The organism is Paraburkholderia unamae (assembly GCF_003268775.1).
In the GTDB taxonomy this organism is placed as follows: Bacteria; Pseudomonadota; Gammaproteobacteria; order Burkholderiales; family Burkholderiaceae; genus Paraburkholderia; species Paraburkholderia unamae.
The window spans coordinates 69,683-90,765 of the sequence record NZ_QLSU01000026.1 but is presented as its reverse complement, the minus strand read 5'-3'; the positions used below and the strand labels follow the sequence as shown (position 1 = coordinate 90,765).

General features: G+C 61.1%; 20 protein-coding genes. 4 read left to right on the top strand and 16 right to left on the bottom strand.

Going from position 1 to position 21,083, the window contains the following annotated elements; genetic code table 11:
• Nucleotides 1-28: 28 nt before the first annotated feature.
• Nucleotides 29-910 (bottom strand): MBL fold metallo-hydrolase, encoded by an 882-nt coding sequence (locus C7401_RS32665; RefSeq protein WP_112175744.1) that lies wholly within the window; start codon nucleotides 908-910, stop codon nucleotides 29-31.
• 288 nt (nucleotides 911-1,198) lie between these two features.
• Here C7401_RS32665 and C7401_RS32660 point away from each other — a divergent pair, with 288 nt between their 5' ends.
• The 4 genes from C7401_RS32660 to C7401_RS32645 all read left to right on the top strand — a co-directional run bounded on the left by C7401_RS32660 (nucleotide 1,199) and on the right by C7401_RS32645 (nucleotide 7,417).
• On the top strand, nucleotides 1,199-2,602 hold the full coding sequence (locus C7401_RS32660) for a sigma-54 interaction domain-containing protein (RefSeq protein WP_112175743.1): 1,404 nt from the start codon (nucleotides 1,199-1,201) through the stop codon (nucleotides 2,600-2,602).
• A gap of 223 nt (nucleotides 2,603-2,825) precedes the next feature.
• The gene (locus C7401_RS32655) at nucleotides 2,826-4,496 is read left to right on the top strand and encodes a phospholipase C (protein ID WP_112175741.1); all 1,671 of its coding nucleotides are present in this window, start codon (nucleotides 2,826-2,828) and stop codon (nucleotides 4,494-4,496) included.
• Nucleotides 4,497-4,717: 221 nt separating this feature from the next.
• Nucleotides 4,718-5,239, top strand: a complete 522-nt coding sequence (locus tag C7401_RS32650; RefSeq protein WP_112175740.1) for an IS21 family transposase — start codon at nucleotides 4,718-4,720, stop codon at nucleotides 5,237-5,239.
• A 369-nt stretch (nucleotides 5,240-5,608) separates the two neighbouring features.
• Nucleotides 5,609-7,417, top strand: a complete 1,809-nt coding sequence (locus C7401_RS32645; protein ID WP_112175738.1) for a glycosyl hydrolase family 28-related protein — start codon at nucleotides 5,609-5,611, stop codon at nucleotides 7,415-7,417.
• A gap of 200 nt (nucleotides 7,418-7,617) precedes the next feature.
• On the opposite strand, the gene C7401_RS32640 is transcribed toward C7401_RS32645, so the two are convergent.
• From C7401_RS32640 to C7401_RS32570, 15 genes are all read right to left on the bottom strand, one after another.
• Nucleotides 7,618-8,682: a phage late control D family protein gene (locus tag C7401_RS32640; RefSeq protein ID WP_112175736.1), complete on the bottom strand. Its 1,065-nt coding sequence runs from the start codon at nucleotides 8,680-8,682 to the stop codon at nucleotides 7,618-7,620.
• Nucleotides 8,683-8,684: 2 nt separating this feature from the next.
• Nucleotides 8,685-9,092: a phage tail protein gene (locus C7401_RS32635; RefSeq protein ID WP_112175734.1), complete on the bottom strand. Its 408-nt coding sequence runs from the start codon at nucleotides 9,090-9,092 to the stop codon at nucleotides 8,685-8,687.
• An 18-nt stretch (nucleotides 9,093-9,110) separates the two neighbouring features.
• Nucleotides 9,111-11,798: a phage tail tape measure protein gene (locus C7401_RS32630; protein WP_112175732.1), complete on the bottom strand. Its 2,688-nt coding sequence runs from the start codon at nucleotides 11,796-11,798 to the stop codon at nucleotides 9,111-9,113.
• On the bottom strand, nucleotides 11,791-11,916 hold the full coding sequence (locus C7401_RS32625; protein WP_112175730.1) for a GpE family phage tail protein: 126 nt from the start codon (nucleotides 11,914-11,916) through the stop codon (nucleotides 11,791-11,793). Before C7401_RS32625 ends, C7401_RS32630 begins: the two co-directional genes overlap by 8 nt.
• Before the next feature lie 8 nt (nucleotides 11,917-11,924).
• A complete protein-coding gene (locus tag C7401_RS32620) occupies nucleotides 11,925-12,287 on the bottom strand; it encodes a phage tail assembly protein (RefSeq protein WP_258397327.1) in 363 nt (120 codons plus the stop codon).
• A gap of 173 nt (nucleotides 12,288-12,460) precedes the next feature.
• Entirely contained in the window at nucleotides 12,461-12,970 is a 510-nt protein-coding gene (locus C7401_RS32615; protein WP_112175726.1) for a phage major tail tube protein, read from the bottom strand.
• A 30-nt stretch (nucleotides 12,971-13,000) separates the two neighbouring features.
• Nucleotides 13,001-14,173 carry a phage tail sheath protein gene (locus C7401_RS32610; RefSeq protein ID WP_112175724.1) on the bottom strand — a complete coding sequence of 391 codons (1,173 nt, stop codon included), beginning with the start codon at nucleotides 14,171-14,173 and terminating at the stop codon, nucleotides 13,001-13,003.
• Nucleotides 14,174-14,231: 58 nt separating this feature from the next.
• Nucleotides 14,232-14,510, bottom strand: a complete 279-nt coding sequence (locus tag C7401_RS32605; RefSeq protein WP_112175722.1) for a phage tail protein — start codon at nucleotides 14,508-14,510, stop codon at nucleotides 14,232-14,234.
• 8 nt (nucleotides 14,511-14,518) lie between these two features.
• On the bottom strand, nucleotides 14,519-16,069 hold the full coding sequence (locus C7401_RS32600; RefSeq protein ID WP_112175720.1) for a phage tail-collar fiber domain-containing protein: 1,551 nt from the start codon (nucleotides 16,067-16,069) through the stop codon (nucleotides 14,519-14,521).
• Between the two features lie 22 nt (nucleotides 16,070-16,091).
• The gene (locus tag C7401_RS32595; RefSeq protein WP_146758042.1) at nucleotides 16,092-16,328 is read right to left on the bottom strand and encodes a hypothetical protein; all 237 of its coding nucleotides are present in this window, start codon (nucleotides 16,326-16,328) and stop codon (nucleotides 16,092-16,094) included.
• 35 nt (nucleotides 16,329-16,363) lie between these two features.
• On the bottom strand, nucleotides 16,364-18,403 hold the full coding sequence (locus C7401_RS32590; RefSeq protein ID WP_112175716.1) for a hypothetical protein: 2,040 nt from the start codon (nucleotides 18,401-18,403) through the stop codon (nucleotides 16,364-16,366).
• The gene (locus C7401_RS32585; protein ID WP_112175713.1) at nucleotides 18,400-19,083 is read right to left on the bottom strand and encodes a phage tail protein I; all 684 of its coding nucleotides are present in this window, start codon (nucleotides 19,081-19,083) and stop codon (nucleotides 18,400-18,402) included. Before C7401_RS32585 ends, C7401_RS32590 begins: the two co-directional genes overlap by 4 nt.
• Nucleotides 19,076-19,993 (bottom strand): baseplate assembly protein, encoded by a 918-nt coding sequence (locus C7401_RS32580; protein ID WP_112175711.1) that lies wholly within the window; start codon nucleotides 19,991-19,993, stop codon nucleotides 19,076-19,078. The genes C7401_RS32585 and C7401_RS32580 overlap by 8 nt, the downstream gene beginning before the upstream one ends.
• Complete coding sequence (locus tag C7401_RS32575; RefSeq protein WP_112175709.1) at nucleotides 19,990-20,352, bottom strand: GPW/gp25 family protein; 363 nt, start codon at nucleotides 20,350-20,352, stop codon at nucleotides 19,990-19,992. The genes C7401_RS32580 and C7401_RS32575 overlap by 4 nt, the downstream gene beginning before the upstream one ends.
• 4 nt (nucleotides 20,353-20,356) lie before the next feature.
• Nucleotides 20,357-21,058, bottom strand: a complete 702-nt coding sequence (locus C7401_RS32570; RefSeq protein WP_112175707.1) for a phage baseplate assembly protein V — start codon at nucleotides 21,056-21,058, stop codon at nucleotides 20,357-20,359.
• Nucleotides 21,059-21,083: the final 25 nt, after the last annotated feature.

Sequence of the window (21,083 nt, the reverse complement as noted above, 5' to 3'; positions counted from 1 at the left end):
CTTTAATGACTGACGACTGCCGCGCGGCTCAAAGGACATTGACCGGAATCTTGATGTACGCAATGCCGTTGCTCTCCGGCTCCGGCAGGTGGCCCGCGCGCATGTTGACCTGCACCGAGGGCAGGATGAGAACGGGCATGTCGAGCGTGGCGTCGCGCGCCGTGCGCATGGCGATGAACGACGCCTCGTCCACGCCGTCGTGCACGTGAACATTGGCTTCGCGCTCATCGGCCACGGTGGATTCGAACTTCACGGCGCGCCCGCCCGGCTGATAGTCGTGGCACATGTACAGGCGCGTTTCGGGCGGCAGGCTCAGCACACGGCGAATCGAGCGGTACAGTGTCGAGGCGTCGCCGCCGGGAAAGTCGCAGCGCGCGGTGCCGTAGTCGGGCATGAACAGCGTGTCGCCCACGAAGGCCGCCTGTTGAGCGCCTTCGCCGACCACATAGGTCACGCAGGCGGGCGTGTGGCCCGGCGTGTGCATTACGCGCACTTCGAGTTCGCCCACGCGGAACACGTCGCCATCGCCGAAAAGCTGATCGAACTGCGAGCCGTCGGTGCGGAACTCGGAGCCCGCGTGAAAGAGCTTGCCGAATACCGTCTGGACGCGCGTGACCGCTTCGCCGATCGCGGTTCGACCGCCCAGCCGCGCCTGGAGATAAGGCGCGGCCGAAAGATGATCGGCGTGCACGTGCGTTTCGAGCAGCCACTGCACGCGCGCGCCCAGTTCCTCGACGCGCGCGGCGAGCCGGTCGGCCGTGTCGGTGCGGGTGCGCCCCGACTTCGGGTCATAGTCGAGCACGGTGTCGATCAGCGCGCAGTGCTTCGTTGCGGGGTCCAGCAGCAGGTAGCTGACCGTCCAGGTGGCGGGGTCGAAAAGTCCTTCGACGACGAACTTGGCAAGACTCATCCCGTTATTCCTCACGTGTGGCGGAGCCTGGTTTTCGGCTCCTTGCGGGAATAACAGTCAAATATCGTGCCAGCGCAGGTCAGAGCGGCGGCTGGCAGGCTAACCGCTTAATTCCTAGGGGTATTTCCTGGCGAGCCGGGGCGGCCTGCTGTCAGTCGACGGGCGCGGCGGCGGGCGGTTGCGTCATGACGTCTGCCAAATGGCAGTGGCATGGCAGAAATGGCAGTCGAGGCGTATAGTGCGGCATCCCTGGAGTCACAGCCCGAATTGAAGCCCGGACCCAAGCCCATGATTTCGCCCGACCTGCCATCGCAAGATTCGACCTTGCCCGAACGTCACACCGACGGCACACCCGATCTGGGCGCGCTCGTGTCGTACCTGGAGTACGATCCGCAGCCTTCGATCGTCCTCGATCCGAACTACCAGATTCTCGCGGCCAATACGGCGTACCAGCGGCAGTTCGGCGTGAAAGGGCAGGCGCATGTCGGGCGCAAGTGCTACCAGGTGTCGCATCACTACGACGTGCCCTGCGACCAGGCGGGCGAGCACTGCCCGATGCGGCGCGCGGCGGAGGTGCGCAGCGCAGACCGCGTGCTGCACATTCATCACACGCCGCGCGGGCCCGAGCACGTCGACGTGGAGCTGCGGCCGATCTTCGATGCCAACGCCGAGATCGTCGCGTACGTCGAGCGTCTCGCGACGGTGCGCGGCGCGTCGGCCAAGCCGAGCGCCGCAGGGCTCGTCGGCCGCGCGCCGGCGTTCAACAAGGCGATCTCCGCGTTGCAGCGGGTCGCGCCCTCGATGCTGCCGGTCTTGCTGCTCGGCGAGTCGGGCACGGGCAAGGAGTTGTTCGCGCAAGCGCTGCACGAGGCGAGCGAGCGGGCGCAACGCCCGTTTGTCGTCGTCGATTGCTCTGGCATTACCGAAACGCTGTTCGAGAGCGAGTTGTTCGGCTTCGAGAAAGGCGCGTTCACGGGTGCCACGGGCCGCAAGCAGGGGCTGGTCGAAACCGCGCAGGGCGGCACGCTGTTTCTCGACGAGATCGGCGACGTGCCGCTGTCGATGCAGGTGAAGCTGCTGCGGCTGATCGAAACGGGCACGTTCCGGCGCGTGGGCAGCACCGAGACCCAGCGCGCCGACTTCCGGCTCGTGGCCGCCACGCACAAGCCGCTCGAAGCCATGATCGCGGCAGGGCAGTTCCGCTCCGATCTCTACTTTCGCATCAGCGCGTTTCCCATCCATTTGCCCGCGGTGCGCGAACGCGTTGAAGACGTCCCGCTGCTCGCGGACTCGATCCTGCAACGCATTGCGGCGGCAAAACACGGCGCCGCGCGCAAGGTCACGATTTCGCCGGACGCGCTCGAACGGCTGCGCGCCTGGCGCTGGCCCGGCAATATCCGCGAGCTGCGCAACGTGCTGGAGCGCGCGTGCCTGCTGGCAGACGACGGCGTGATCCGGCCCGCGCAACTGCCCGATGCGCTGAGCTACGCGACGCGCGCCGACGTGCCCTCGGACGTGCTCGAAGCCGCCGCAACGAACTACGCGTTGCCCCGCAAGCTCTCCGATGCGGACCTGGCGCGCGCCGCCGCGGGCTTTCGCGGCAAGCGCAGCGAACTGGCCGCGCAACTGGGGCTCAGCGAGCGCACGCTGTACCGCCGCCTCAAGGCGCTCGGCGGCGAAGGCGGGGCCTGAACGCCGCGCGCCCGCCGCGTTCGCGGCGACCGGCAAACGTTTTCGCGCCCGAAAATATTTCGTAAGGAGTCTGACGCTCAGCATTCATACCTCGATGCTCTAATCCTGTTGCCGTGTAGCCATAAGCATCCAGACGGCATCAGCATGATGATGCGACGCAGACCCTCTCTGCGCCTCGGCTCCGCGGTCATCCGGGCAATACGAATCCAACCAGGAGCCGAATATGCAATGGCGTCATATAGCAATTGGTTCGCTCACAGCCGCGGCATTCGCATCGACAGTTGCGTGGAGTGCCGACGATGACCACGACAAGGGCCGGCCGAACGAGGTTCACACTGCCACGCCCATCAAGCATCTGGTCGTGATCTATGGCGAGAACGTTTCGTTCGATCATTACTTCGCGACGTATCCGCACGCGACCAACCCGGCGGGCGAACCGGCTTTCAACGCCGTGCCTGGCACTCCTGAGGTTAATGGCCTCACGGGCGCGCTCCTCAACAACAACCCCAATTTCACGAACACGGCGAATGGCGCGGGCGCGGCCAATCCGTTCCGCCTCGATCGCACGCAGGCGGCCACCGCCGACCAGAACCACGCCTATACGGCCGAGCAGCAGGCGTACGACAACGGCGCGGCCGACCTTTTCCCGAAGTACACGGGTAAGGGCACGAGCGGCGGGGCCGGCGCGTTTGGCACGACCGGCCAGGTGATGGGCTATTACGACGGCAACACGGTCACCGCGCTGTGGAACTACGCGCAACGATTCGCGATGAGCGACAACGCGTATACGTCGACGTACGGCCCCTCGACGCCGGGCGCGCTCGAAGTCGTATCGGGACAGACCAACGGCATGAAGGTTGTGCTCACAACGAAACAGCCTTCGGTCGCCGGCTCGTACTACGTGAACGACGGCGAGGGCGGGTACACGATGATCAACGACGTCGACCCGGCCTACGATAGCTGCTCCAGCACGACCGATACCGCCTTGATGACCGGCAAGAATATCGGCGACCTGCTGAACGCGCGCAATGTCTCGTGGGGCGGCTTCATGGGCGGCTTCGACCTCGCGACGCAGAACAGCAACGGCACGACGGGATGCAAGCGCAGCACGCTCTCGACGGTCGTGGGCGCCGCCACGGCGGACTATATCCCGCACCACAACTGGTTCCAGTACTTCGCGTCGACGTCGAACCCGAAGCACCTGCGACCGAACTCGATCGCCGCGATCGGCCACAGCTTTGGCAAGGACGGAAACCCGGACCCGGCCAACCATCAGTACGATACCGACGACTTCTTTAACGCGGTGAAGTCGGGCAATTTCCCGGCGGTGAGCTTCCTCAAGGCCCCGGCTTACCAGGACGGTCACGCGGGGTATTCGGACCCGCTCGACGAGCAGGCGTTCGTCGCGAAGGTGGTCAACTTCCTCCAGGAACAGAAAGACTGGGACGAGACCGCCGTGATCGTGGCCTGGGACGACTCCGACGGCTGGTACGACCACGCCTATACGCTGCCGACCAGCGCGTCGTATGACACGGTGGCCGACCAGGTGACGGCGCCCGGCACCTGCGGCACGGGCTCGGCGCACGACGGCTTGAGCGGCAAGCCCGTGAACGGCCGCTGCGGTCCGGGCACGCGCATCCCGTTCGTCGTGATCTCGCCGTGGGCGAAGGAAAATTACGTCGACCACACGCTGATCGACCAGGCGTCCGTGGTGCGCTTCATCGAGGACAACTGGCTCGATGGCAAGCGGCTTGGCGGCGGGTCGTTCGATGCGAGGTCGGGCAGCATCATGGGCATGTTCAATTTCGACCGTCGCGGCAAGGGTCACGATGAGCGCAAGCTGTTCGTCGATCCGGCGACGGGCAGCCAGGTGGATAAGGCTCCGAAGGTTTGATACCGGGCTACGGGGTGTCGGGCGAAAACGGGCTTCGGCCCGTTTTCGCTTGAGGTTTGGGGTTTTTACTGATGTTTGAGAACATTTATAAAAATGCGCTAATTTGCATTATGTTAAGTTGAAGCGGCTAACGGCGGAATACCTACCAGTTTTGTCAGGTCGAAAGAATATTTCTGTAAGCATAGTTACAGATTCTTACGAAATTCCCCGCTTGCGATCCAATGAACTCCGCAGCATCCCGACACGGCGAGCTATGCGACTTCCTCGCACTGGTCGACGGACTGTCCGTCGACCGAATCGCCGAAATTCTACGCTGCTGCACCCGAAGCGTCCGGAACTACGCCGCCGGACGCTCGCCCATCCCTTGGCACCGTATCGAGCTGCTGCGCCTTCGCAAGCAGGAAGCCTCCGCGCCCGCACGTCAAGCTGACGCGAGCGCGGGACTCGACGACGTCGCCGTCAAAGCGAACATCGATCCGGACCCGAACGCTCCGGACGTCCCTCCGGCCGAAATGCTGGCGTGGGTCGGCGTGCACGCGCCGCACTTCCTGTCGAGCAGCCGCAGCTTTGCAAAGTACGTGCGCGGATGGAACGTAGTCGACAAAATTCGCCGCGCAAAACTCGATGGCTCGTTCGCCGTCGTGCTCGCGCGCTGGCGTCTGCTCGCCGTCGAATTGCCGAAATCATGGCGATCCGGGCGCATATGGTCCGAGATCGGGCCGCCCGCGTACCATCGCGACTGACGGCAACGGGTCTGGATATGCCTTTTGAATGATGCGCGCGTTGGCCGCGATCATCGTTCTTGATACGAACTCAGTGCGGCCATAATCGGCCGTGCAGACAATTGCCATAGCGGCCACACAAATGTCTGCTGTCGACAGTGCCATCAAAGTAAAGGACGGTGCAAGAATGTCCATGGTGCCGCGATCGCCTATCGTGCTTACAAGCCAAAACGCCGACGTAGAAGGTTAAGCATTTCAATCACCCACCCTCGCCTGTCTCGGAAAGTCATAGAACGCTGGCTAGGTAGTTCGAATTGGGTACCCCGATTTACTATATCCGAACTGGTCTGAGGCAATCAATTTCGCTTGTTCAATTTAAAGAGATATAAAATGGGAAATACGTATAAATCAGAAAAAATATTGAAGGTGAATGATCTTAATAATTCATTTTCGGAAACTTTAAATGCGACGCCTCTAACTAATACTCTGAAGCCAGAAGACTTTGGTGCAAAAGGAGATGGTGTGACCGACGATTCTGTGGCTATTCAGGATGCGATCGATAGCGTAAGCGCCACAGGAGGTGGCGTTATTAGGTTCGACAGTCCTATGTATCGAGCAACGGGGCTGATCCTGAAGACGGGGGTCACCTTAGAAGGCACTTATAAGGAGGCGGTTATACTTAAGGCCCCGGATGGCTGGAGCGGGGTTTCGGTTATCGATTCCTATAATTTTGACTTCTATAAGAAATCGTCCGGCAACCCGACTGATGCCAACACCCCAGATGCATTTGGTCTGCGTAACATCACTATCGACGCCAATGTAGAACACTTCTCTGGCACAGCTTCTGTGACGGCCGGGTATGGTATGCGATTAGGTGGCACTCGTATGGTGCTGGATAATGTGCGCCTCCAAGCTGCCCCGGGGACCGGATTACATACGTCCCTCGGCGCGATTACTCGCACGACGACAGATTGGTATCGCCACAATCTGGCGAATGGGTATATCCGTAATCTGTCTATCTATGCAAGTGGCAATGACAATTGGGTACATGATGGTCCGCAAGACTTGTATATCGAGTCTGCTGATATAGGACTAGGTGGCTACCCTGACACGGCTACGTTCGTGCCTAATACGACCAGTGGCGGCACTACGATTATCGGGTATCCCTCGTTCCTTGAGCCCCTTCGTCGCGTGTCGAACTATACGCAGAACTGTGCAGCAGAGATTGGTTGGATGCACTCATTCGGGTGCCGTCAAGGCTACGCCTTTATTGTCGGTGCAGCTACCAATGGTACGCAGAGTGCGGTTCGTCTGAAGTTCACCACCCTTATTCTTGAGTCGAGTAATGGCGGACTTTGGACGCGCCAAGGAGCCTACTATCAGGGCAGTGTTCTTGATATCCATAACTGCTACGGTGTAGATGGTCAGGCATACTGGCTTGATAGCGACACAGCGCAGGAAGGGCATATCGATAACGTGCGTATCTATGCGTCGGGTTCGAACAACGCTCAGGATCTAGTGCAGTTGTACGGGTATCAGAAGTCGATTGGCTTCCTCGGAGTAGAAGGGGCTAACCTTCCTTCGACAGCGGTAGCATTCGATGGTCAGCAGAATCGCGTACTTGCCGCAGACATTAACCAAGTCCGTAAGACCGCTGGCGCTGATGGAACAGTGACGGCGATCCGTATTAATTCGACTTGCGCAGAGTGGCAGTGCAAAGCGTACGTACGAAATTCAGACATAGTTGCGACGTACTTACCAACTAGTTCTTCGGCGCGACCAATAGATTCCACGATAATCTCGGCATTCGGTAATTTCATTCCATCGGGAGGTACACCGGCTGCCGGGTTTGTAGGATTCGGTGTGCTGTCAACGTCTTACCGACGCAACATTTTGCTGCAAAGTTTATCAAGCGACATGAAGTCGAGGAATTACGTAGCGGTTTCGAACACGCAGACGATTGCATCCGGTTCGTACACCCCCGGCGCAACTCTGGCAGTGTATCTGACCATCAACGGAATCATTGCCCCGAACCCAGAAGAGATAGAAGTAAGCATGATTTATCTGTCGGGTGCTATTCCGCAGGTTCAATATATGATGGTTCAGTCAAGTGCTATTAGCCCCTCGCAGATTGTGGTATTAGTCGCGTTTACGGCGGCTTCCTCCCTGAACTTCAAGATTAGTGCATCGGTAAGTTGACACTGTGTCTGCGAAAACTGCCTCACCAGAAAGTAATTTCCGTAACTTGGCAGATGCCTATCTTTTCTGGTGAGGTGCGATGAGCACCCCTTCCACTTCGTCGACAGTGCCGATAGTCATGACAGTCGATTCTTCTTCTGTCGGGGCAGACGGTACTCCGTAACTCGCTCTATCCTTTACGTCCACGTCTACTCATGAGATCACATACTCTTTCGGAAATGTGACCTGTGTCGGCTAGTCGTGGGATCGTCGCGCACTTCGAGGTCGAGTTGCGAGCCGAAACCGCCATCGGCGGAAATCGTGTGCGTGACGCACTTCACGAGCCACGGCGTCGCGTCGATTTCCGGCTTGAATCCGCTGACCACGACAGGCAGTTCCGGGAAAATCTCCGCGCGGCCGAGCGCGAGCGTGTACGTGAGCGTCGCCTGGCTGCGCTGCGTGCGCGCAAACTCGGCTTCGGCGGCCGCGCGCGCTTCGGCTTCGGTCGCATAATCTTCCGGCAGCACCTTCACGTTCTGGTTATTCTCGCCGCCGATCAGCACCGATTGGCGCTTGCCCTTCGCGTTCGAATGGTAGTGCGCGCGCACCGCCGCGTAGCTCTCGCGCTGCGATATGTGGTAGCGATGCTGGTCCCCGTTCTCGCGCGTAATCGTCAGCACGTCGAGCGATTTCCCGCTGGCTGTCGTACCTTTGCCGATCGGCATGAACAGGAGATTTAGCGCCTTGACGTTCATCACCGCATCGTAGCGGCGTGCCAGGCGCGTCAGGAACGACATGTCGCTTTCGTGGGTCTGGTCAATGTGCGCGATGCCAATCTGCGCGAGCGCCGCTGCGACGGCGGGCTTGAGCGAGTGGCGCGATGCGATGGTGCGCACGATCGACCCGATGGTTTGGCCGTGCCAGCTTTGTTCGCGCCGTTCGTGCATGGCGTTTGTCATCGAGGCCGATCGTGCACGGACCGTGATGATATCAGGCGCGCCGCTGTGCTCGACTTCGTCAACCGTGAACGTGCCTTTGTGCACGAGCGGTTCGCCCAGCCAGCCGATCGACGCTTCAATGTTCGCGCCACGCTTAGGAATCGAAAACGTATTGTCAGAGTCGTCAAGCACGAGGTCGAGCATGTCGGACTCGTCGGACCTGCATTCGCTGATGGACAGGCTGATGAGCTTCGGCGTGATGAGGCCGGACAGGTCTTTGCCGTCGAGCGTGACGCGGTAATCCGCCTGCGGCTGCATGCGCGACTTCGTGATTTCATCGGTTGCCATATCTAGCCCGCGTCCTTTTTCGCCGCAATCCTGCTGTCGTCAACGTGCTTGAGCGTGAGATTGAATTCGATCTTGCGCGGAATGCCCTCTTTTGTGTGGTACGTCGACGTCGTGTTCAGGCTCTCGATGATGAAGGCACCGTAGACAGTGCCGATACCGTCGACGAGCACATACGCGTCGCCGACGTCGCCCATTTTCGCGAGCTGGTCGAGCGACGCAATCGAGCCGATCGATTCGGGCGCGACCATGCCGTTTAGCGTGATGACATCGTCACCCGCTCCGGTGTACTGGCTTGCGTCGCGCGTGCCGACGCGCGAGCTGGTGCGGTGTTTCCAGTTGCGCTGGCGTTGCAGTTCCTTGTATGGCGCGGTTGCGAGGCTGAAAACAAACTGGTCGAGCGACATCATCATGGTTGTGCGTGCTCCCCTTTACGAGTCCGACAGGCTCGATGCTTTGCGTGCGCGATTTGACCGCTCGCGGCGGTCCAGCTCCAGCGCCACGGCGCGGCCGGCAGCGCGCGCGATTGCGTTTTCGTCGTCGCCCGCACGCGGATAGATGTTGATGATGATTTGCGCGGGACCGGTTTGCACGGCCGCTGCCCCCTGCGATGCCGTGACGGGCGGCCGCCGGTCGATCGGCACATTCGGGCGGATAAGCGGCACGGTCGCGCCCGCTGCGCCCTGCGCGAATGCCGGTGCGCCGAATGCGGTTGTCGCCACCGTCGCCATTGCAACCGCCGCGCGCGTGATACGCCCTTGCTCGCCTTCCATGCCGAGCGCAGCGCCCTGCGCGACAAAGCCGCCCAGCTCCGCGAATACCCGGCTCGGGCTGCGAATGCCGAGCTTTTCCTTGAACCATCCGACCGTGGAGCTTGCCACGTTGACGATTGCATCCTTGACCGAGCCCAGGCCGCTCGTGATGCCGTTCACAAGGCCCGCAATCATGTGTGCGCCGAACTCCGAGAACTTCGCGGGCATATCGACACCGAGCCACGCCATCGCGGCCGCGAACGGCTGATACAGCAACCCCAATACGCTCCAGTTCACGAGCAGCGCAGTCACCGACCCAATGCCGCCCGCAAAGGCTGCTCGAACCTCCTGCCACAAACCGCCGAAGAACCCCGTTACGGTTCCCCAGTTGTTGTAGAGCAGATACGCAGCGCCCGCGAGCGCTGCGACGCCGAGGGTGATCCATCCGATTGGCGTCGTAAGCAGCGCCCGACCGGCGAACATCGCAGCGCTTCCCATTAACCGGAACGCGCCCGCGCCGAGCCCGAGCGCGCGCGAAAGAATGCCGCCCTGCATGCCGAGCACCTGCATGCTGAATTTCACGAGCGCGAGCGGCCCGAGCACGCCCGCCAATGCGATCGTGAACGAGCCGCCGACGACGAGCATCGCAGCGAGCACAGCAAGCGCCGTGATGACGACTTTCGCGGCCGTGCCGTGCTCCTTCATGAACGAAACGACCTTCCCGGTTGCGCTCGCGGTGGCCTGCAATCCTGCGTTATAGAGTGGCGTTACCTTCTTACCGATCTCGTTTTTCAGGTCGCGCAGCTCGGCAAGCGCGGCGATTTCCTTGCCGCGAGTCTGTTCCTGTGCGATCGCATTCAATTCGGTAATGCCCGCGGCCCCCGTATTGAGTCGTTCGTTCTTCGCAATCTGACTGCGCTGCAAGTACATGGTCGCGAACAGGTTCGACGCTGACCGATTCGTGAAGATCGAACCAATCGTGCTCAACACTTCCTTTTCGCCTGTGATGCCTTGCTTTGCCAGCGTCGGAAGCAACGTCTTTTGCATCCATTCGTAGGGCGACGTTTTGAATTGCTCGGAGTTGAGCAACGCGCCATCCGAGAACGCCTTCACGTGACCGTTCTTGTCGTATTCGACCTTTTTGGAATCCAGCAGGCCGAAGCCCATCAGCTTGCGCGCCGCGCGCACGGTCGTGCGACCTTCGATCAGGTTTTGATAACCGGACATCACGGCGTTGCCCGCCGTGCTCCCACCCATCTCCTGAATGAGCGGTTCCATTTGATAGTAGAACGCATCTTTCGAAAGTGACTTCGCAGCAACACCGCCGCGCTGCACGAATTCCATCCACTGGTCGCCGCCCACTCGACCACCCGTGGCCGAAATCACTTTTTGCACCCGGTTTGCTTCGTCCCGAAACGTTGCTTCGTCCTTCGTGCCGCCGCGCAGCTCGATGACCTTGAGCATGTTCATGAACTTTTCTTCGTTCTCGTGGCCGCCCTCCTCGCCATACATCGCCTCATTGGCAAACTTCATTTTGGAAAGGGTCGGCGCGGCCATCTGTGCGTGATGCTCATCGGCAAAGATCGTCATCGAATCGCGCATCATCGTCAGATTGTCGGTAAAGCTCGCGCCATACACCTTCATGTCGCTTGCGAACTTCACTGCATCAATCGTCGCATGATCGCCCAGGCCGAGCGCCTTGATGCGCCCTTCCTCGTTTTGCGCCTTCTTTGCCTCATCAAGTGTTTCGCCCAGCCCGCCGAACATATGCATGCCGGTCGACCTGGCGGCGTAACCGGACACCGCCATATTGCCCGCGATGCCCTGCATTTTCTCCATGCTCCGGCGCGCAGTGGCCACGCGGCGCTCGCGGTCGCCGAGCGTGTCGAGCTTGCGCATTTGCTCAGCCATGGTCGCGGTTGTCGCGCTCATGTTCGCGCGCAGCTCGCGCTCATGCTGCGCGAGGTTGCGCGTGTCGATGCCTGCGCCAGCCAGCCGCGTGCGCATTTCCTGTAGCTGTGTGGTCTGCTGTTTTTGCTCGGCGCGCAGCAGTGAGGCCGCCTGTCGGGCCTTCGTCAGCTCACCTGTCATCTGTTGCGATGGCGGCCCGAATTCGCGCAGCGAGCCCGCGAGCAGCTTTACCCGATCTCGCGCCGCGTCGAGCTGCCTGGTCGTGTTCGACAGGCCGCCGTGCAGCTCGCGAAACGATCCGATCGCCTTTTGCGTCTTGCCCATTTCGGCCAGCTCGCGCCGCGTTTCCTTGAGCGAGCCAGCCAGCCCCTTGCTACCGGCGAGGATGTTTTTAAGGGGCTTCGTCATGTTGTCGATCATGTCGAACATGACGCGAAGTTTCAGGGCGTTATCCATCGTCACCGTTTCCGCATCTGAGGCGCGCGCGCTCACGCCAGTCCATCAATTCGGCCAGCGAAAACTCGCCCATCGTGGCCGGTGTCCAACCGCCGAACACCGTCGCGATGTCGGCCATTGCGTCTTCTACTCGGTCAGGGAGGCCAGTTTCGCTTTCACGGCCTTCGACATCAAAAAACCGGCAAAGATACCTCCGATTTGAACGAGGTCGGCGGGATCGATGCTCGACACGTCGTGCTCCGTGAGCGTGGGCGAGCTGATGCGCGGCAGCACCTTCGAGAGCGCGGAAACGTCGAGATTCACGAGGTCCGCGAGCGACACGCCACGCAATTCGCCCGAGCGCGGTTTGCGAAGCGTGATCTTGTCGATGGTCTGATTGCCGCGCACGATCGGGGTGTCGAGCGTGTGCGTGTTCGGATCGTCCTGTACGGCCGCCGCCGGAGCCGCTTCGGTCGAAACGCCGTGGCTGTGTGCCGGTGCTTCCTGAATGACGTGGACGTGCGCGCCTTCGACGGCGATCGTGTGCGAGTGAGCGCCGGTATGGTCAGCGGTAAGGACGTGTGCATGAGCGTCGGTGGAATGTTGATCGTGCGTTTGCATGGTGTGAGCCTATTGCGAGGAATGGAAGGGATTTCCGACCGCGACGCGGCCGGACGTGAGGGTTACAGGCCGATGGCGGTTCGCAGCGCCGCGAGCAGGTCGGTCCCGCCGACGTTCTCGATGGAGTTCACGAAATCGAATTCCATGACGGTCTCGCCGTTCCAGCTCAGTTTGAAATAGCTGGCCGCGCTCGTGATCTTGACCGCCGTGTCCTCCTTCGGCTTCGCCGTGCCGAGGTCGATCTCGGTATGGCGGCCCTTGATGATGATTTCGATCGAGTCGTAGCCGTCCGCATCTTCGGCCTTGTAGCCGCCCGCGAAGCGCAGCAGCACGCCATCATGCTTCGTGATGCCGTATTGCGTGAGCACCGATTTGATGAGGCCGCCGCACGTCCATTCGAGCTGGATTGCCTCCTGCCCGAAATCGACCTTGATCGGGCCGCTCATGCCGCCGCCCTGCCAGTCCTCCGCCTTGCGCGTGAGCTTCGGCAGCGTGATTTCTCCAATTTGACCAACGTAGTTTTCGCCGTTCTGGAACAGCATGAAGCCCTTGAGTTTGCGGGGCATACCCATCGTATTTTCTCCTGTTTTTAGGCGGTTTCGTTACGCGTTCACGCGCGACGCGAAATCGGCCAGATAGCGATCGGTAATGCGCTGGCGAAGCTTCAGATTCTCCAGCGGGGGAACCGGCGTGTAGTCGTAGTCGATGAAGGCTTGGCCCGACTTGAGCACATCGGTCGTGTTCGGGTCCGGGTCGTACCACGACGATCCGCCGATCAGTCGACCACCCGCGACCTGCTCGCGAAACCATCCGTTGATGCTCTCGATGATGTCGCGCGGCAGCGAGGGATTGAGCGGGCCGTCTACATTCGGCATCTGCGCATCGGCGATCGAATCGGCGATAACCTGCGCGCTGCGCGTGTAGTTCTCGAACGCGAACGTCGAATCGTCCGAGCACGTGCGCGAGCCCCAAAAGCGATAGCCGTTGCGGTTGATAAGCGTCGTCACTTCCTGCTCGTTCAGGTATCCCGCATCCGTCGACGGGTCCTGCAAATCCCACGATACGTCCGCACTAATGCCGACGACGCCGTTCACGGCCACGTTCGACAGGGTCTTGTGCCAGCCGGTATCGTTGTCGATCTTCGCGCGCAAGCCGAGCGCATAGGCCGTCGCCGGGACCACGGCGTTCGCGCTTGCCTTGTCATCCCACGCGATGAAGTCCGGCCAGATGACCATCACTTCACGCTGGCTGAATTGCTTGCGGTACGTGGTCGCTTCCTCCTTCGTTTTCGCGCCATACGCTGCGACATACGCGAAGCCCTTGAGCGCCTGCGCGGTTGTGGCGATCGCGGTGGCCACGGCCTGCGTATCGAGAAAGGGAGCGCCGATGATCCGCGGCTTCACGCCGAGTTTTGCCTGGGCGGTCAGCAGCGCTTTGAGGCCCGTGTATTTGCCGTCCGCCGTGACGGTGCCAACCACGTTGGTCGTGGTCGCGGCGGTGTCCAGGCCCTCCGCGACGCGCACCACCACGGTCATGGGCTTCGTCTGCTGGCCGATCGCGTTCAGCGTCGTGTACAGCGTGCCTTTCGTGCCAGCCTTGCCGAGCGCCGAAACGACGTTGGTGATGAGCACGGGCGTGTCGAGCGGGAACGTCGCCGCATCGGCATCTTCGGCCGTGCAGACCACGCCGATTACAGCGGTCGACACGCTGCGGATCGGGCGCGAGCCTTCGTTGATTTCGATGACGGATACGCCGTGCTGGTATGCGTCAGGCATGTTAGGACTCCTGTAAGGTGAGAATGTTCGGGAATGGTTGCGGCACTCGCCGCGCCTGCTACATGCCAATCAGCTTGGCGACATCGGGGTTGCCGGTCAGGAATTTGCGCAGTTTCGCCGTGGCCTGCGCGGCTTCATCGGCCGGATCGGGCTTGGTCACGAGATCCCACCCAGCGCCGTTCCATCTCGGCCACTTGTTCTCGGGCCACGACTGCGGCGGCGCGGGTTCAACTGCACGAGCTGGGAGGTGGTAAACACCCGGCTCAAGCGGACTTTCGTCGGCGTCGACCGGGCCTTGATACATGCCCGCGTGATCGGTCTGATGGACGGTTTTCATGGGCTTTCTCAGAATTTGATGCAGGCGAGCAGTGCCACGTTTCGGGGACGCGTTTCCGTGCCGCCTACGGCGCTCACCGTGACGCCGTGCGAGTGCACACCACCCGCGTTCACCGTCACGGTGTGTTCGTGCTGCCCCTGCGTGTCCGTGCCGAAGGTGTGATCGTGTGCGCCAGCGGCCTTGGTCGCGGCGGGTTGCTTGCTCGACACGGCATAGCCGTTCACGGCTGGCGAGGGCGAACCGCCGTTGTCCGTCCCGGACTGCACCGAACCGTTGTTCGGTTGCTCGTGCGCGTGGTCGCCTACCTGGCCCGTTTTGCCCGAGTGCTGGTGGCCGCCCGCCTGATTGGTCGACGCACTGTGCGCGTGACTGCCCTGCTGGTCCGCGCTCGCCGGGTGAGCATGGCTCGCGAAGGATTGCGCCTGCTGGCTGCCGAGCGAGCGACCGCCGTCCGCGCCCCGCCCGTCGTCCCAACCGCGCGGAAACTCGCCGCGCATGTCGGGCAGGTTGAACGTGTTGAAGCCGTCGCCGGTTCCGAAGGTCGTGCCAATCGCCGCGAAAAGGGCCGCGTAAGCCGTTCGGCTCACCGCCGCACCGTTGGCCTTCAGCCAGCCGCTCGGAGCCGTTGTGCGCGCAAAGAAGGCTATCAGCGAGGGTGGCGCTTTCGCATCCGTATCTTCCTTGCTGTAGACGCCGAGGTTTGCGCGCGCACTCGCGGCCGATTGCAGGTCGGAAAGGTTGCGGTCCTGCATGAGCGGCTTCGCCGCCCCCGGCTCGTTCTGCACGAAATCGGCCTTGGTTCCGGCGGGATATGCGGCCGCAAGGGTCAGCTTCGTGACATCGCCCGCGTCGGCCGTCCACTGGCTCGGCAACAGACGACTGCCGCCGACGTAGACGCTCAGTCCTGCGGTCGTGCATTCAGTCAGGATGACGGCCGTCTGTCCGTCCGCGAGTTCCTGCACTTCCTCCACGATCGCCACGACAGCTTCAGCAACGCCGGGGTCAGCCCATTCGGTGTCACCATTGGCGTTGGACTTCTTGCGCAACACCTGTCCCGTTACGCCGCCTGGTAGCAGGTAGGGAACCGTGATGGTGTTCGTGATCCAGTCCTGCGTTGCCACCGTAACGTTGGGGTCAACCTGGAGCGTGACGACGGTCGCATCGGTCGCCATGAATTGCATGCGCAATGCAGTGTCGGAAAACGATCCCTCGCTGCCGTCACCCTGCGGCTTGTACGACTCGGGGGTGTTCGCGAGTGCGAACATGCCGCCCTGATCGTCCCATGCAGCCATTTCCCGAATGGTGAACCCGCCGACCTTTGCCGGTACGACGAGTTCTACCGTGTAAATCGCCGGGTTTTTCGCATCCTGATAGACGCGGTTCGGCTTTTCGCGAAAGAGTTCGCGCACGAGTTGCGTTTGTTCAGCGTCGAGCGTCACGGGGTTTCCGCCGCCGTCCCCGACAGATACGGCCACTATATTGATAGCCGCTCCGGTAGTCTGCGACTGTGCGAGGCGCTTCAGGCCGTACAGCGTATGGATGGTGCGAAAATTTGCCATGCTGGCGTGTCCGGTTGCTGGCTCAGAAGTGGCATGCGAGTGCGAGCGCACCGCCGATGCACGTCGCGAGAACGTCCCATGCGGATACGTCGCCGCCCGTGAAGTGGTCGAGCACCTCCTTTGCGACGCCTGCGGCCGCAACCATTGCGAATCCGAACGCCCACGCAGGACCGAAGCTCTGCGGAACGGCGTGCATCACCGCAAACACCATTGCGCCCGCGATCACGTGCAGACACTTGTCCTGGGGGATCGCTTTCATGATCAGTGACTCAAGCTTTTGCATGGCGTTGGCCCTTATGCGTTGAATACGCGGATGTTCTTGATGTACACGTCACCAACAAAAGCGGAGACGGTGAAATAGACCTTCGCCGTCGTCGCAAATCGCGGCACTGTCTGGATGCCGGAATCCGAGCACATGGCGCGAACGCGTCCCAGCGACTGATTCGGAACGGCGGCGTCCGCGTAAGCGTCCGACATCTTGTAGGTCAGCCCCGCGTCGTCCCCCACCTGTGCGCCCGTGTAGTCATAGAACCGCAGGAACACACGCACGTTCAGATCACCCGTCGTACCGGCACCATAGACATCACTGCCGAGCCCATAGATTTCACCTGGCTTCACAGCAAGCGTGTCGGCACTGTGGAAAGTCGCCGTCGAATTCGTTGATGTGCCAACCAGGTGGAGCGATTGCCCGAGCGCATCTATCGACTGTATGTCCGTCGTGCTGACGTCCGTAATCGCGCCCTGGTCGCGAACCCAATGTGTCAGTGCGGTGCCGCTTGTGCCTATTGCATTGACGGTAAACGCACCATCGCGCAGCAGCAGACGAGAGCGCGACAACATGGCGTAGTTGCCTTCCTGTATGGTGCCGCTCAGTCCATGAATCAGTACGTTGTCGCCGATGAGAGGCGTATCTGGCAGGTACGGGCGCACCGTATAACGCAGGGCATTGTCGTCCCCCGTCAAACGCATGCGGTTTGACGCGTTGCCATCGATAATCGTGCGCACCGTCGCGCCCGAGGTCGCACTAACGTACCGCTTTGTGGTGAGGATTTCATGTCCGACGAGCGCGAGTTCCACACGTGCGCCGCTCGTTGTGGCATCGAACCACAATCCCTCAAAGGCTTCCGAATGACCGCCAACAAACAGGAAGCGCGTGTATCGACCCAACGCATCGATTTTGAACGGAATATCGTGATAGTCGATCGAGCAACCATCGAACTCATACATGAAGCCGTCGCAGTTGTGGTAGAGCGCATGGTAAGCAGCCGATAGCACACAATCACGAAAGAGCATTTTTTCGCCACTGTTGATGACTGGCGTGTCACTGCTCACATAGATGTTTTCTTCGCGGTTTTGCTCGAAGCGGCACTTCGTCCACGTCAGAAGGTACGTGTTGATCGGATCGTAGCGCAGCGCTCCGCGCCATCCTGAGACGATGACGCCCTCGCCACCCGTATCGCGGATATTGCCTGCATTGGTTGTGTCGCCAACACGGATGCCCCATCCTTGAGCAGTCGCCTTACCCGGCCCTTTCACAAAGATTGACCCATGCCCAGCGTTGAGAAATGGCACCATTGAAGCGCCCTTGGCGTCCCCCTCCGGGATCGCAGTCTGGTCATTGCGTAGGACGATGCCATCCTTGCCGAGGTCGAGCGCTTCAAAATTCAACTCGACGTTTCCCAGCGAGACGAACTTGTGCCAGGGAGCGAATGGGAGTGTATCGTCACACTTGTAAAGACCGGACGGCACTTCGATCGCAGGCACTCGGGTGACGCCCAGGTTTTGAGCAATCTGTGTGACCTTTGCGAGAGCTTTCTTGAACGCATCGGTGGAGAACCCATCGCCACTCGGATTGGCACCATAGCGTGTCACAGTGAAGTGCTCCTCGATCACCTGAATGAGGGGTTGCCTCACCGCATCCGGGTCCGTGTACGTCACCCCGACCATCGACGCACCATGATCCGACAGCACGCGATCGTCGACGGCGTGCGCTACCATCGAAACGCCTTTTGTGGGGTCGGCGAGTTCCGAGGCTTTTACTGCATCGAATAACGCGGCCTCCGACCTGTCTGCACTATCCGCACTCTCCTTCGCGTACTGCATCGCGGATTGTGACGATTCGACGGCTGCTGCCGCCGCCTGCTGCGCAAGCGTGAGCAAGCCCGCCGTTTCGTCCGTGATGGCGCGATCAAGGTCCGCAATCAGCTTCGCCGGTGAGCGAACCGGGCCGCCGCCGAAGTCCACGGAAGTGGTGGCGTCGCCCTTGGCCCACGTGTCGACGTTGGCTTCATTTTGCTCAAACCGCGCGACGCGGCTGTTCAGTGCGTCCGTCATTCTTCCTTCCAGGAATCATTGGGCATCGTCTGCCGCACGGTTTTGTCGATTCCGTCGAGTGCTTCGACAGTGCTCGGCTCTCCATGCTCCAGTGCGTCAAGCACGAGGTCATAGGCAAAAGAGCCATCGGAATACTTCGGACCATCAAACGGTATGGTGATTTGCTGACCCATTACGGTCGTTGCCGCTACGCAGAGCTGCGAACGGGTCGTAACCGAAAGCGTCGCCTTGCGCATGTGCAAGCGCAGGTTTTTGTACGCGTCGATGAGCTGGAGCACGGCCATCAGCCCCTCTTCATCGATGGCGACTTGCGAAGCATCGATCAGGGCATCAAACGTGTACGGTGCACCCAGGGGAATCTGGTTAAACCACTCCTGTATCTCGACGTCGTAGCCGAGCGCCGCAAGCGCGCGCTTGACCGCGCCAATCGTCCCCTTGTGCTTCTTCACAAAAAGGGAGTTCTTGATTGCAGCGCGCTTCTGTTCTTCGCTCCACTCGCTATCCCACAGCTCGACGCCAAAGCCCCACGCGAGCCACGGCAGCGCATTGGCCGGGAACGTGTCCGCATTCCACATCGAGCGCACGGGAACGGGAATTTCCTCGATTGCCGCGTTCACCTGCTCCAGTCGGCGCTCAAGTGTCGTCGCATTCGGCGGCACCAGTGACACGAAATCAGCCATTGCTGACCACCTTGACTGTGACGTTGATGCTCGTGCAGTACGTGGCCTGACCCGGCGAGACCGTGACGTTTTGTGCGGGCGAGTTCAGGTTGACCGTGTCAACGCCGGTTTGATGCAGTGCCTTGTAAATGCCCGACAGCGACGCGGTCAGGTTGAATCGATGTACCGATGCCGTGTAGGTCTGCACGGCGAGAAGCGCGAGCGCTTTCACGGTCGCGATGTCCGGTCCTTCGAACACCACAAGCTCCGCGTCGACGGAATATTCAATCACTGAGACCGACTGTGTATCGACCCAATCCGTCATTGGTCGCTTGATTTCGTCGGACAGCGCCGCCTTGACCGTGCGCAGCAGCGTTTCATCGGCTTCGCCGTTGCCGTCGCGCGACATCACATAGACCATCACCTGTCCGGCCGCTGGGCTCACGGGCAGAACGTCTTTCACGTTCCCGTCCGCCGAGAGCGCGTGGAAAACGTAGCTGCCCTTGCTGCCGGCCGTCGTATAGCCTTCAAAGGAGAGCTGGCAGCGCGCGCGCAAATCGTCGTCGCTTTCCATCACTGCGGCCGTTGGCGGCGTCGTGGTGTCGTCGGCGGGCGTGATCGTCAGGCGCTCGACGTTGAGGTTCGCCGCAACCTGGTCCAGATCGCCCTTTTCAGCATAGGCGAGCAGAACCGCATAGCACGCATCGTTGACGCGCGTGCGCAGCACCATTTCGCGATAGGCGTTCTCCTGTAGCGACTTGGTGAGCGGTTCCGATTCGAGTTCGAGCGTCGCGGCAATTTCGTCCTGCTCGTCGGCCGGATAGAGCGCGATGAATGCGGCCTTGCGCTCCGCATAGATCGTTTCGAACTCCAGCGTCTCGACGATGGCCGGTGCGGGCAATAGCGACAGGTCGATTGCGGTCGTTGTCATGCGGCCTCCGACGTCGACAGCGTCACGGTCGTTTCGACGGCGTCGCCCGTGTCGGTCGCGTAGCCCTCGATATCCATCACCTGAATGCCTGCGCCCAGCTCGTCCGTATCGCTCGCGAGCTGCACACGCGTGAGCGTGAGGCGCGGCTCCCAACGCATCAGCGCTGCGGCGGTGGCCGCGTAGAGCTGCACGCGGACCGTGCCGTTGTTCGGGGCGTCGACGAGGTCGGGCAGGTCAGAGCCGAACTCGCGGCGCGCGACGCACGAGCCGATTGGCGTCGTGAGAATGCGCGCGATCGATTGATACAGGTGAGACACGCCGCTCACGACGACGCCGGTTGAATGGTTCATGCCTTTCATGACGTCATCCCCCGATGTTCTGCGGCGAGCTGACAAGCTCGTTGTCGCCCTGCTCGCGGTGCGTGTGGAACGGCACACTGATGCCGCCCGAGCGCACTTCGCCGTCGAAATCGGCCGCGCCCTTGATGCGCATGACCTTTTCGCCGTCCCCGCCCTCGCCCGTCATACCGGATTCGAACGCGAGCGGCCCCTTGACCGTCAGGGATTTCGTCACGGTCGTGTCGCCGTCGAGCGTGATCGTCTCGGCCTGCACGTTTGCGGTATTGGTTTGTATTGTGACGTCACCCGGCGCGACGATAAGCACGGTTGCGGCGGCGGGCAGCACGACGGATAGCGCGTGCTGCGCGTGGTCGTATTCGATGGCCGCGCCGTCCGGATACACACGTAGGTGCTTGTCAGGGCTCGTGCTCGGCGGCGGTGTTTCTTCGCAGTAAAGGCCCGCAAGCGCGATACCCTGCGCCGGATCGCCCATCGGGCAAAGAATCGCGACCTTTTCGCCCTTCGTGACCGGGTTCCATTCGCGCGTCGAACCAGCGCGAAGCGCGAGGAACGGAATCCACCCCGTTACAAGCCCGGAATTGTCGGCGTCGTCGGGGTCGCCCACAGAAACCCGGCATGTCGGCGGGTTGCTCGTGAGGTCGACATCAAGCACGGCCCCCTTGCGGACCACGTTGATAAATTGGCGGCGGGATTCGTTGGCATCCATACGCCAATGGTGCCGCCCGCGCGTG